General features: G+C 44.5%; 12 protein-coding genes. 10 read left to right on the top strand and 2 right to left on the bottom strand.

Annotated elements, in window-relative coordinates; translation table 11 throughout:
* Nucleotides 1-14 precede the first annotated feature (14 nt).
* Nucleotides 15-914, top strand: a complete 900-nt coding sequence (locus CLOSA_RS11300) for an SDR family oxidoreductase (protein ID WP_013272904.1) — start codon at nucleotides 15-17, stop codon at nucleotides 912-914.
* A gap of 79 nt (nucleotides 915-993) precedes the next feature.
* Here the strand turns inward: CLOSA_RS11300 and CLOSA_RS11295 are convergent, their stop codons facing one another.
* Nucleotides 994-2088, bottom strand: a complete 1095-nt coding sequence (locus tag CLOSA_RS11295) for an exonuclease (RefSeq protein ID WP_013272903.1) — start codon at nucleotides 2086-2088, stop codon at nucleotides 994-996.
* Nucleotides 2089-2381: 293 nt separating this feature from the next.
* On the opposite strand from CLOSA_RS11295, the gene ruvA reads away from it, so the two are divergent.
* The 7 genes from ruvA to CLOSA_RS11260 all read left to right on the top strand — a co-directional run bounded on the left by ruvA (nucleotide 2382) and on the right by CLOSA_RS11260 (nucleotide 10177).
* The gene (ruvA, locus tag CLOSA_RS11290) at nucleotides 2382-2990 is read left to right on the top strand and encodes a Holliday junction branch migration protein RuvA (RefSeq protein ID WP_013272902.1); all 609 of its coding nucleotides are present in this window, start codon (nucleotides 2382-2384) and stop codon (nucleotides 2988-2990) included.
* A 20-nt stretch (nucleotides 2991-3010) separates the two neighbouring features.
* Nucleotides 3011-4009 carry a Holliday junction branch migration DNA helicase RuvB gene (gene ruvB, locus CLOSA_RS11285; RefSeq protein WP_013272901.1) on the top strand — a complete coding sequence of 333 codons (999 nt, stop codon included), beginning with the start codon at nucleotides 3011-3013 and terminating at the stop codon, nucleotides 4007-4009.
* Nucleotides 4010-4091: 82 nt separating this feature from the next.
* Complete coding sequence (locus CLOSA_RS11280) at nucleotides 4092-4460, top strand: cell division protein ZapA (RefSeq protein ID WP_013272900.1); 369 nt, start codon at nucleotides 4092-4094, stop codon at nucleotides 4458-4460.
* Between the two features lie 243 nt (nucleotides 4461-4703).
* Nucleotides 4704-6839, top strand: coding sequence for a U32 family peptidase (locus CLOSA_RS11275; RefSeq protein WP_081443089.1), 2136 nt, complete (start codon nucleotides 4704-4706; stop codon nucleotides 6837-6839).
* Between the two features lie 7 nt (nucleotides 6840-6846).
* The gene (locus CLOSA_RS11270; RefSeq protein WP_013272898.1) at nucleotides 6847-8172 is read left to right on the top strand and encodes an FtsW/RodA/SpoVE family cell cycle protein; all 1326 of its coding nucleotides are present in this window, start codon (nucleotides 6847-6849) and stop codon (nucleotides 8170-8172) included.
* Complete coding sequence (locus tag CLOSA_RS11265; RefSeq protein WP_013272897.1) at nucleotides 8162-9589, top strand: peptidoglycan D,D-transpeptidase FtsI family protein; 1428 nt, start codon at nucleotides 8162-8164, stop codon at nucleotides 9587-9589. The genes CLOSA_RS11270 and CLOSA_RS11265 overlap by 11 nt, the downstream gene beginning before the upstream one ends.
* 135 nt (nucleotides 9590-9724) lie before the next feature.
* Entirely contained in the window at nucleotides 9725-10177 is a 453-nt protein-coding gene (locus tag CLOSA_RS11260) for an NUDIX hydrolase (protein WP_002603763.1), read from the top strand.
* Between the two features lie 100 nt (nucleotides 10178-10277).
* Here the strand turns inward: CLOSA_RS11260 and CLOSA_RS11255 are convergent, their stop codons facing one another.
* The gene (locus CLOSA_RS11255) at nucleotides 10278-11099 is read right to left on the bottom strand and encodes a CZB domain-containing protein (protein ID WP_013272896.1); all 822 of its coding nucleotides are present in this window, start codon (nucleotides 11097-11099) and stop codon (nucleotides 10278-10280) included.
* 284 nt (nucleotides 11100-11383) lie between these two features.
* Between CLOSA_RS11255 and CLOSA_RS11250 the strand changes: the two genes are divergently transcribed.
* Nucleotides 11384-11617: a hypothetical protein gene (locus CLOSA_RS11250; RefSeq protein ID WP_013272895.1), complete on the top strand. Its 234-nt coding sequence runs from the start codon at nucleotides 11384-11386 to the stop codon at nucleotides 11615-11617.
* Between the two features lie 34 nt (nucleotides 11618-11651).
* Nucleotides 11652-12728: a 5'-3' exonuclease gene (locus CLOSA_RS11245; RefSeq protein WP_013272894.1), complete on the top strand. Its 1077-nt coding sequence runs from the start codon at nucleotides 11652-11654 to the stop codon at nucleotides 12726-12728.
* The last annotated feature ends 155 nt before the right edge of the window (nucleotides 12729-12883 follow it).

Raw genomic sequence — 12883 nt, 5'->3', positions numbered from 1 at the left:
ATTGGAGATTAAAATTGGCTGATTATTTTCCATACTTAGGCTATAAAGAAGTATGCAATCAAGTACCGGTACAGTTTCCGCCCCAGCACCAGTCAGAACAGCCAGGGCTGGAGACTCTCATGGTTCCCCAACCTGTTTTTGACAATCCGGATTATATTGGAACAGGGAAACTGAAAGATAAGGTGGCACTGGTGACCGGAGGTGACAGCGGAATTGGAAGAGCGGTCTCTTTGGCATTTGCGAAAGAGGGTGCTGATGTAAGTATTGTTTTTTATAATGAGTACGATGATGCACAGATGACGAAAACCTTAATAGAAGCACAGGGGAGAAGATGTCTTTTGATCTCAGGAGATGTCCGGGATCAAATGTTTTGTCAAAATGCCGTATCTGAAACTGTTTCTGCTTTCGGAAGTCTTGACGTGCTGGTCAATAATGCAGGTGTACAATTTCCGCAAAGCGGCATTGAAAACATTTCCGTAGAACAGATGGTCTTAACCTTTGAGGTGAATTTTTTCGGAATATTCATTATGACAAAGACAGCTCTGCCTTATCTAAAAGAAGGCAGCACCATAATTAACACAACATCCATAACTGCATATGTTGGAAATGACCAGTTAATTGATTATTCCAGTACGAAAGGTGCAATTGTTAGCTTTACGCGAGCAATGGCCCGCTCTTTGGTATCAAAGGGCATTCGAGTCAATGCGGTTGCACCAGGACCAATTTGGACTCCGCTCCAGCCGGCCAGTTGGCCAGCGGACTACATCCCAACCTTTGGTTCGGATACACCAATGAAAAGGGCAGGGCAGCCGGTTGAACTTGCTCCTACTTATGTATATTTGGCAAGTAATGACTCCTCCTTTGTTACCGGCCAAGTACTTCATGTGGATGGGGGGCAATCAATGCAATCCTGAAAAAACATAAATGAATAAAACTAATATTAGAAGACAGTAAGTGGAAAAGGCTTTTAAAGCCTGGCCGGAAGTTCTTGTATTACCGGCGAAGGATATCCAGCAGATGACGGATATATAGGCAAAGCTTTTCCCCATCTTCAAAAAAATCCGGTTCATAAGAGAGATAGGTAATTTTATCCTTGAATTCCGCTTGAAGACATGGTGTCCACAGAGGGGTAAACTGGGGAAGGTAGCATCCTTTTCTGCGGGTGTAGCAGGTCTTGGCCGTAGCCTTTATCCTGGCCTCCTTATCCACGTACTCTGCCACACTTTTGTGTATGGCCTTATCTTCGTAAATCAGATAATAATAATTCTTATAATCCGGATAAAAATATTTTAACTCCCCCTCATACAGATCAATCGTTACTGTCAGGCATTCTCCTTCTGCTTCCAGGGAAACCAGGGAATTGGATCTTGTAAATCCAATGGGAACGGAGAAACCGTTTTTACAGGAAAGCCTTAAGGAGTGGAACTCCCGGCCAAAGATGTCTTCCCGGCATATAAGCTCCTGATGTTCAAGAAAAAAGTTGTGCTCCAAAAAGTCCGGGTAATTTAATATGGGAAGGATCAGTGGCATTCCTTTTAAATCATCTTCATTATGTAATATTAAAAGATCGAATAAATATTTGTTATGGGAAACAAGGTAATCCTTATAAACCTCGATCAGCTGCCCGCCGGAATACAGATCCTTCCTCTCTACTTTTAAAAACTCTTCAATAGATTTTTGCTTCATTGCGGAAAGACCGAGAAGCCCCCGGTAGGGGCGTATTTTTTTGTAAATATCCAGGCTTTCTACGCCGGAAAAATCATAAGTCAAGCCATATGCAAGACATCGCTTTAAAAGATAGGGAATATCAAAACCATCCCCATTAAAATGTATTATTACTGTAAAATCCTTTAAAAAAACAAAAAAAGTCTCTAACAGCTCCTTTTCCGAATCCGGTGTGTCTGCAAACCACTGGATCAGATTCCAGCAATTGTTCCTGTAATAAACGCAGCCAATGAGATAAAGCATAGAATACTCCCCGGAAAATCCAGTGGTTTCTATATCAAAAAACAGCAGATCTTCATGTCTGCCGATCCGTTCAAAGGCATATGTTTCATGAAAAGCTATGGTTTTCTGTAAGGTAATCATGAATGATTCCGCCCTTTCCTTATTCGTGTCCATGTCTTCAGGACATAAAGGTATACCCGAAGGGTGTTTCCTTATTCGTGTCCATGTCTTCAGGACGGGGGCCACTCCGCTTTACCGGGTCTAAAGGTGAGACTGCAGGTGTGTCCTTCTTCAGTATTATAGCGGAAAGGAGTTGGTCCGTCAACGGAAACAGAATATTTGTTCGACCATCCGCTTGCATAACATCATGCAGTATGCTATGATAAAGGCCATGGAATAAATTTGTGGATTACCGTTAGAAGGAGAAAGACGGAGTGATTTCTTTTATAAAGGGGCCTCTGGCCGAAATATTTGAAGATACCGTTGTAATAGAAAGCGGGAACGTGGGATTTGAGATACATGCTCCCTTATCTGTACTTGAAAAATTGCCGGGAATCGGGGTTGAGATAAAACTGTATACATATTTTCAGGTAAGAGAGGATGCCATGTGCCTTTTTGGTTTTTTAAACCGCCAGGATCTGCAGATGTTTCAGCAGCTCATAAGCGTTAATGGGATAGGTCCTAAGGGTGCCTTGGGAATTCTTTCTGCCTTAAGGCCTGAGGAGTTACGAAGAGCTATTATTTCCGGGGATGCCAAGGCCATTTCCAAAGCACCGGGAGTCGGGGCGAAGACGGCTCAAAGGATCATATTGGATTTAAAGGATAAAATAGATTTGGCTGAGATTCTTCCTTCCGGGTTTACGGAGTCAGCAGACAAGGTTATTTTGTCCGGCGGGGTAACAGAGGAAGCCCTGGAGGCACTGACAGCTCTTGGCTATTCTGCAGCTGAGGCTGGCAGGGCGGTCCGTCAGGTGGAAGTAACAGAGTCCATGACAGTGGAAGATGTGCTTAAGGCTTCCTTAAAGCATTTGGCATTCATATAGAATAACGGGTAAAGGCAGAGATGGAACGTAGAATTATAACCACAGAGGTAACAGAAGAAGATAAAAGGATTGAACCGAACTTAAGGCCAAAATACCTGGAAGAGTACATTGGACAGGAGAAGATACGGACCAATTTAAAAGTATATATCGATGCCGCCAAGGCAAGAGGTGAATCCCTGGATCATGTTTTATTTTATGGGCCACCCGGTCTGGGCAAAACCACCCTTTCGGCAATTATCGCCAATGAAATGGGAGTTAATATGAAGGTCACATCAGGACCTGCAATCGAAAAGCCTGGGGAGATGGCCGCCATACTGAACAATCTTCAGGAGGGGGACGTACTGTTTGTCGATGAAATCCATCGCTTAAACCGGCAGGTGGAAGAGGTTCTGTATCCGGCCATGGAGGATTTTGCCATAGATATCATGCTTGGAAAGGATTCTTCCGCCAGATCGATAAGGCTGGATCTTCCTAAGTTTACTTTGGTTGGGGCGACTACCAGGGCAGGACTTTTGACTGCCCCTTTAAGAGACAGGTTCGGTGTGGTCCAAAAACTGGAGTTTTACACGCCTCAGGAGCTTAAGATCATTGTCTGCCGGTCGGCCAGGGTCCTCCAGGTGGAGATCGAAGAAGAAGGGGCGGCAGAGATTGCCAAGCGCTCCAGAGGAACTCCCAGGCTGGCAAACCGGCTGTTAAAAAGAGTGCGGGATTTCGCACAGATAAAATACAACGGTACCATTACAAAGGAAGTGGCAGATTTTGCCCTTGATATCCTGGATGTGGATAAGCTGGGTCTGGATTGTAATGACAGGGCCATCCTTACTACAATGATTGAGAAATTCGCCGGCGGCCCCGTAGGGCTGGATACTCTTGCAGCTTCCCTGGGAGAGGATGCCGGAACCCTGGAAGATGTTTATGAGCCTTATCTTCTGATGAACGGTTTTATCAACCGCACCTCCAGGGGCCGCGTTGCAACGGAGCGGGCATATGAACATCTTGGGATCCCCATGGGATCATGATCTGCCTGAATTTTAGAACTTTCCTATCTGTGCAAAATATGTTATAGTAAAAAAGAGCAAATGATAGCAGGGAGAGAACAGAATGGATTCCAAACGCAATACAGAAGTTTTGATAGATGGCAAGATTTATGCATTGGGCGGAAGTGAAGAGGAAAGTTATATCCAGCGCCTGGCCAGTTACATCAATGAGATGATTCTAACCTTAAAGCATCAGGAAGGATTTTCGAAACAGAGCGCAGAATATCAAAATATTATGATACAGTTAAATATGGCGGATGATTATTTTAAAGCTAGGGACCAGATCGCCAGACTGGAGCAGCAAAAAACGGAGATGGAAAAAGAAACCTATAGCTTAAAGCACGAGCTTGTGGCCACCCAGATGAAGCTTGAATCAGCAAAGCTGGAACTGGCGGAAGCCAGGAAAACTGTGGATTCCGGTAAGAAAGAATAATACGGGAGGGGATGTTTGGCGGCAGGGCCGTGACATCCTCTCTTTCATCAATAAAGGGGAAAGTCCCCCGGGGTATCCCTTTCCTCCCGGGAATGCGGCGTAAACCATGTCCAATCACCATGGTCAATAGAGAGGAAGCCCATAAGGAGATAGGTTAAAATCCATGGACAATAGAAAGTAATTCAGGAGGAACATGTGAAGAAAGCAGTTGAAATTCTTGCTCCGGCAGGATCGTTTGAAAGTATGAAAGCTGCGGTAGCCGCTGGCGCCGATGCAGTCTATATGGGCGGAAGCAGGTTTGGGGCAAGAGCCTTTGCGGAAAATCCCGGAGAGGACAAGCTGTTGGAAGCCATTGATTACGTCCACCTTCATGGGCGGAAGCTTTACCTGACCGTCAATACTCTGATGAAAGAGCAGGAATTACATGAGCTTTATGATTATCTTGCTCCATATTACAGGCAGGGTCTGGATGCAGTTATAGTACAGGATTTTGGTACATTTGCCTTTATAAAAGAACACTTTCCAGGACTCCACCTTCATGCCAGCACTCAGATGACCATTACTGGTGTTTATGGTGCCAGGATTTTAAAAGATCTTGGAGCGGAACGAGTGGTTACTGCCAGGGAATTGTCCTTAAAAGAGATAAAAAAAATCCGGGATCAGGTGGATATAGAGATCGAAAGCTTTGTACACGGCGCGTTATGCTATTGCTATTCCGGTCAGTGCCTCTTCAGCAGTCTTATAGGAGGACGAAGCGGGAACCGGGGAAGATGTGCCCAGACCTGCCGTCTGCCCTATGAGGTGAACCGGGAGGCGCAGGGGTTGGGAGGAAAAGATGATCGTTATTGCCTAAGCCTTAAGGATCTGAGTACTTTGGATATTCTACCGGATCTGATAGAAGCCGGAATCTACTCCATGAAAATCGAAGGAAGGATGAAAAGTCCCAGGTATACGGCCGGAGTAGTGAGCATTTACCGTAAATATGTTGATCTTTATCTGGCGAAGGGAAGAGAAGGATACCGGGTGGATGGGCAGGATAAGAAAGCTCTTTTGGATCTTTTTGACAGGGGCGGTCAGACCGACGGTTATTATAAAAGGCAAAACGGAAGGGATATGGTGGTCTGGAAGGAAAAGCCTGCTTTTCGGGAAGGCAATCAGCAGCTATTTGATTATCTGGATAAGAATTACGTAGAAATACAGTGGAAGGAACCGGCAGCAGGGACCGTGTTTTTGGAAGAGGGGAAGAATGCCTTTCTGCAGTTAAGTGCATGCGGCCATCATGCTTCTGTTACCGGAGAACTGGTGCAGACGGCTCAGAATCAGCCGGCTACAGAGGAAAAGGTAAGAAAGCAAATAGACAAGACAGGTAATACCCCTTTTTACTTTGATAATCTTGATATCAAAATAAAGGGAAATGTATTTCTGCCGGTCCAGGCTCTCAATGAGCTTCGCAGGCGGGGGCTGGAAGCGTTAGAGGAAGAGATCCTTAAGAAGTTCAAAAAGGACAGGGTTCTTAAGCCGGTAAAGGATTGTAATGAGTCTGTTTATAGCCGGAAACCATCTTGGGAAGGACCGGCCCTTACCATCTCGCTGGAGCGGCCGGATTGTTTTGAAGAGGCAGTAGCCAGCCCGGAGGTGAAAAGAATTTATATTGATGCCGCGGAATTTAAACCGGAAATATGGAGGAAAACCGTAGAATCGTGTCATCAGGAAGGAAAAGAATGCATGCTTACCATGCCTCATATCTTCCGTAATTTTGCAGAACAGTATTTTGATAAACATTTAACAGAACTGCAAGGGGCGGGCTTCGACGGATATTTGATCCGTTCCCTGGAAGAGACTGGTTATCTAAAGGATAAAGGGATCAAGAGCCGCCTGATATTTGATTTTGGCATGTATGGAATGAATAATTATGCCCAGGAAATGCTGGAAAATCTGGGAGCTGATGAACTCACCTGGCCGGTGGAATTAAACAGCCGGGAATTGGGAAAACTAAAGGTTCCGGGGGAATTACTGGTATATGGCCGCCTTCCCATGATGGTGACCGCCCAGTGCCTTCATCAGGGGCTGGAGCAGTGCGACAGGACCACCGTTGTTTTGTCTTTAAAGGACCGGAAGGGAAAATCCTTTCCAGTAAAAAACCACTGCACGTTCTGTTATAATACCATTTATAATTCGGCGGCCGTCTCGCTCCTTGGTCTTTGGGAGGCTGTGAAGGGATTAGCCCCTTCTTCCATACGGCTTCAATTCACTACGGAGGACAAAGCGCAGACGAAGGCGGTGATAAAATGCTTTTCTGATGAATTCCTTTATGGAAGAGAAGCCAAGTTGCCGTTTGAAGAATTCACTAGAGGTCATTTCAAACGCGGTGTGGAGTAGGTAACATATGATTAATCTGATTATAGATGTATCCAGATATCTGATGATACTTTTAATTGCATTATACACATATTTTAATTTTCGATTTTTTTCTCTTCCGGATGAAATCAAGAAGAGAAAAATTTGCGGACGCCAGAATTTTGTCATGTTTCTCATTCATCTGCTGGCCTATTTGATCATCTGGCTGGAAACAGGGGATGAAAAGATGCTGGTGTTTTATGCGGCCCAGGTAGTGTTTTTTTTCAGCTACCTGATCCTGTACCGGCTGATTTACCGCAATGTATCCAGATTGCTTGTCAACAATATGTGTATGCTTCTTACGGTAGGGTTTCTCATGCTGACCAGGCTTTCTTTTGACCGGGCCATAAAGCAGTTTGTTATCGTTACCTTTGCAGCCCTGGTGACTTTTGTGATTCCTTTTGTCATTGACAGAGTGTGGCAGCTTAGCAAGATTCCGTGGGTTTATGGGATCGTGGGTCTTCTTCTCCTTGGGATAGTATGTATTACCGGGACCAGCAGTTACGGCGCCCAGCTTTCCTTGGAAATTGGCGGTTATTCCTTCCAGCCTTCGGAATTTGTAAAGATCAGCTATGTCTTTTTTATAGCTACCATGTTTTACCGGTCAACCAGCATTCGGACAGTTCTTACTGTGACCGCGGCGGCGGCCCTTCACGTGCTCATACTGGTAGCTTCCAGGGATCTTGGAAGTGCCCTCCTATTCTTTGTTACCTATGTTTTTATGCTTTTTGTGGCGACTGGGAAATGGCGGTATCTTCTGGCTGGGGCAGGTGGCGGTTCTTTCGCGGCCGTTTTCGCCTTCCAATTATTCAGCCATGTAAGAACCAGAGTATCGGCATGGTTAAATCCCTGGTCTGACATTGCAGGAAAGGGATACCAGATCACACAATCTCTGTTTGCCATTGGAACGGGAGGCTGGTTTGGCATGGGGCTTTACCGTGGGATGCCAAGAAAGATTCCGGTGGTTGAAAAAGATTTTATTTTTTCTGCAGTTTCGGAAGAACTGGGAGGGATATTTGCTCTGTGCGTCCTTCTCATATGTCTGGGATGCTTTTTACAGTTTATGATGATAGCCAGCCAGATGCAGGCAGTGTTTTATAAACTGATTGCATTTGGTCTTGGAACTATTTACATTACTCAGGTATTTCTAACCGTAGGAGGGGTGACGAAATTCATTCCTTCCACAGGAGTGACGCTTCCCCTGATCAGTTATGGCGGAAGTTCCATCCTCAGCACCTTTATCATCTTTGGGATAATCCAGGGACTTTATATACTCAAACGCAATGAAGAGGAAGAAGATAAATATGAAGGCTAATCCGAATCCAAAAGCAAATCGTCATATTCTGATGCTTACCTATGGGGTCGTACTACTTTTTGTAGGGCTAGGGGTTTATTTTGGCTATTTTCTTCTTTTTAGAAGTGACAGTGTGATTAACAATTCCTATAACGCCAGGCTCGACAGTTTTGCCGACCGGGTCGTAAGAGGGGAGATTTACAGCAGTGACGGCAGAGTTCTTGCCAAGACAGAGGTAGATGGAGAAGGGAAGGAAACAAGGGTCTATCCATATGACTCCCTTTTTGCTCATGTGGTGGGTTATTCCACCAATGGTAAGACCGGACTGGAGGCCTTGTCCAATTTTTACCTGCTTACCAGCCATGTAAATCTCATTGAGCAGGTAGTAAATGAATGGTCTGGTTTAAAAAATCCAGGTGACAGCGTTTTTTCCACCCTTGATGTGGACCTCCAGAAGGCGGCTTTTGATGCTCTTGGAAAGCGGAAAGGAGCGGTGGTTGTTATGGAGCCGGATACAGGGAAGATTCTTGCCATGGTGTCCAAGCCGGACTACAATCCCAATACTTTGGCTGCGGACTGGAGCAATCTAGTTGCGGAGGATAACAACTCGGGACAACTGCTAAACCGCGCTACTCAGGGTCTATATCCTCCAGGCTCTACCTTTAAGCTGGTAACGGCTCTGGAATACATGAGGGAAAATCCAGCCAATTACAGGGATTATATCTTTGACTGCAATGGGATTTATAAAAATGCGGACTATACCATCCGATGTTACCACGAGACAGCTCATGGGCATCAGAATCTGGAGCAGGCATTTGCAAATTCCTGCAACGGAGCATTTTCCAACCTCGGATTGCAGTTGAATCTAAATAAATGGAAGAACACGGCGGACCAGCTTCTTTTTAATACGGATCTGCCTTTGCCCATTGCCGGAAACAAAAGTTCTTATTCCATGGAATACGGGGCAGATACATGGGAGATCCTTCAAACCGCCATCGGTCAGGGACAGACCCAGATAACACCCATTCATAATGCAATGATCGTTGCAGCTATTGCCAATGGGGGAACCCTGATGAAGCCTTATCTCATTGACCATGTGGAAAACGCGGGAGGAGATGTGATTAAAAAATTCCTTCCGCAGTCCTACGGAAATCTTATGACTGCGGTGGAAGCTTCTGATCTTACTGAGTTTATGGGGGCCGTGGTAAGGTCAGGAACCGGCTCTGCTCTTAGGACCGATGCTTATACGGTAGCCGGAAAGACTGGTTCGGCAGAGTTTGAAAAAGGCAAGGAGACCCATGCGTGGTTTATTGGGTTTGCTCCTGCAGAGCAGCCAAGAGTGGTTATCAGTGTAATAGCGGAGGAGAGCGGCTCCGGCGGGCAAACGGCGGCTCCCATTGCCAGAACTCTTTTTGATTTGTATTTTTCCAGACAATAATAGATAATGATATCTGTTTTCAATGATTACGCACTTGCATATGAGACCAAAAAGAGGTATACTAAAGCCAGTCTGTGTGACACACCAAAACCGAACTTCCTAAGGGAGTTACGGTTTCACTCTGGAGGATTTGCAATGATAGAAGCAACGAGTTGTGGCGGTGTGGTTATTTTTCGAGGTAAAATTCTGGTTTTATATAAGAATTATAAAAATAAGTATGAAGGTTGGGTTTTGCCAAAGGGAACAGTAGAAGCGGGTGAAGAGTATAAAGAGACGGCTCTCCGGGAAGTAAAGGAAGAGACAGGGGTAAGTGCGTCCATTATCAAATACATTGGTAAGAGCCAGTACTCCTTTAACACGCCTCAGGATATGGTGGAAAAAGATGTGCACTGGTATCTAATGATGGCCGACAGCTATTACAGTAAACCACAGCGGGAAGAATATTTTATTGATTCAGGATATTATAAGTTCCATGAAGCGTATCATCTTCTGAAGTTTTCCAATGAAAAGCAGATCTTGGAAAAGGCCTACAATGAATATCTGGATTTAAAAAAGAGCAATTTGTGGGGGAATAAGAAGTATTTCTGAGAGAGGAATCCAGGGATGCCCTGGGCTTAAGCGAGAGAGCCGGAAAAGTTTGACAGCAGCTTTTCCGGCTCTTTTCCCGGAACGGGCCAAAGGAAAGCTTTTAATATGCGGCCTCCAGCTCTTTCAATTTAGCTGACAGTGCATTTGTGTTTAGTTCAAAAATAAGTCCTTCGTTTTTAGGACTTTCCATTACATGATTGATATAGGAGCAGCGCCTCACCATGGGATCTTCCTCCCTGCTGTCAATGATATCCAGGTCTTCTACGGCAACGATCTCGTCCACCACGATTCCCCATTTGATGCCGTCCAATATTAGGACCATTTCTTTGTATATGGTGGAACGGAATATATCTTTTGTCTGATCCAAGAGTTCCAGGATGGTTGGCATGGATTCATCTTTTACCCGTTTTAAGATCTTGATCAGGCATTCATCCCGATTGCAGTTTTCACAGTCTTTTTTGCAGCGGTCTGCTTCATCCGCAGCCATGTGAAGCTTTGCATGGGGCTCCTCGATTTTACGAAGATGGTAAGCAACGGTATGGTTGTCTGTTTTAAAATTATCGTACCACCTTCCCAGGGCACACTGGTGAGGATCCTTTGCCAGGCGGAAGTTACCGCCCTCTTCGATAAAGCGCTCCAGCTCCTTTACCCAATTGACGTGGTCCTGCTTCCTGGCATCAATCATCTCTTCGAAATCCCTACATTCATCGGAAATGGATTTTAGTCCAAAGGTAACCCGCAGATCAAGCATTTGCACAACCTCATCCCGGTATTTGAACATTCCCGTCACATTGGCCGGGGCGGCCGGTATTGTACTGTAGTCAGGTAATTGTACAATGGTTGATATGTATTTACTGTTGACACAATAGAGGGAGCCGGCAATTTTAAATAAAATATACGGATATTTGATCTCTTTTTCCATTTTCTGATAGTACCTTCCCTTTTCAATTATTCTTGATAGTTATATTATAAGTCCTCTTGCCACATAGTTCAACGTCTTTTGAGGAAAATTATATGTTAAAACTTAATGATTGGACTATGAATAACTGGAAATTCAGAGTATAATAAATTTGGATATCTGATCGGACATGTTTGGAGGGGGGAGTTCAGATTTGGCTGGATGATATGGGAAGTAATGTCTGGAATTGCTGTTAAAGGAACAGTTCGTACCATGAAACAGAACAAATTTATCAGGGAGGAAGGAACATGGTAAAAGTAAGCTCTTTAAGCCGCAGCATTAATTCGTTTTATGTGGAGTGGAGTGCTCTCAATCACTACTTGTCATCCTATGAATGCGAACGGAATGGAGTCCCTTACGTTGGGTTTGGGGATCCTCGCGTTCAAAAGCTGTGGAAGGGATTAACTGCTCAGGAGCGGAAAGAGGTTATGAAACGCCTGGGCGCAAGAAATGAGACGGAATTACAGAATTATTTTACATGATGGTGCAAAGTTTTTGAAATGAATGGAGAAATACATGTCTGAAAGAAAATTTGTAATCGTTGACGGCTCTTCCATGCTGTCGACCTGTTACTATGCGGTTTTACCAAGGGAAATCATGTTTGCAAAGTCAGAGGAGGAAAAGCAGAAGCATTATGATAAAATCCTTCATGCAAAGGACGGCACATATACCAATGCTGTCTTTGGAATGCTTAAAATGATCGTTTCTCTGATGAAAAAGCAGCAGCCGGACTACATTGCTTTTGTGTTTGATAAAACAAGGGATACTTTCCGAAGAGAACTATATCCGGACTATAAAGGAACCAGGGGGATCACTCCGGAGCCCTTAAAAAGCCAGTTCGTGCTGATGGAAGAAATTTTAAAAGACGTGGGCTTCCAGGTCCTTTTAAGTGAACAGTATGAAGCCGATGATTATGCCGGAAGTCTGGTCATGAAATTCAGGAAGGAGATTTCCATGATCCTGCTTACAAAAGACCACGACTATCTTCAGCTGGTAAACGATGAATATAATGTCAGGGCATGGATGGTCCAATCCAGGCAGGAAAAGGCAGAAGAGCTGTATCAAAAATATTATTCTTTTTATGGCGTGAAAAAGGAAGAGGTTAACCTTCCGGAAAAGGTTTTTGAATATACCTCTGATACAGTACTTCGGGAAGAAGGCGTAAGGCCGGAACAGATTGCAGATTTAAAGGGAATACAGGGAGACCCTTCTGACAATATTCCCGGGGTTAAAGGAGTGAGCAGCGCAGTACCGCCGTTGCTTCGGGAATACGGTACGGTGGAAGAGATCTACCGTTCCATTCACGAGGCTGAAGCCGATAAAAAAATCTTAAAAGAACTCCAGGATTTCTGGAAAAACCAGTTGGGAATCACCCGATCTCCATATAAGGCGTTGACAAAAACCAGTGAGGAGGAACTATGTGGAGAAAAGGCAGCCATGCTTTCCAAGACCCTGGCGACGATGAAAACGGATATACCAATAGATATGGCGCTGGAAGCTTTTTCTGCAGAGGCATATCAGGAAGAAAAAGTTAAAAAATGGCTCAAAATTCTTGATATAAAAGAAGCTTCCATTTTTGGCTCAGGAAAATAATATTTTTAAAAGTATTTTTTCATCCTGCCTGGGGACACTCATACAGAGCGTCCCTGTTTAAAGTCAAATACCTGCAAACAGCCAGGTATATTTGATCCCTGCAACATTTAACGGATACAGAAATGCCTGCATTCCTGTATCCGTATCATATGTAT

Origin of the sequence: [Clostridium] saccharolyticum WM1 (genome assembly GCF_000144625.1) — a bacterium.
Lineage (GTDB): Bacteria > Bacillota > Clostridia > Lachnospirales > Lachnospiraceae > Lacrimispora > Lacrimispora saccharolytica.
The sequence above is the reverse complement of the archived record's forward strand: the minus strand, read 5'-3'. Positions and strand labels throughout refer to the sequence as shown.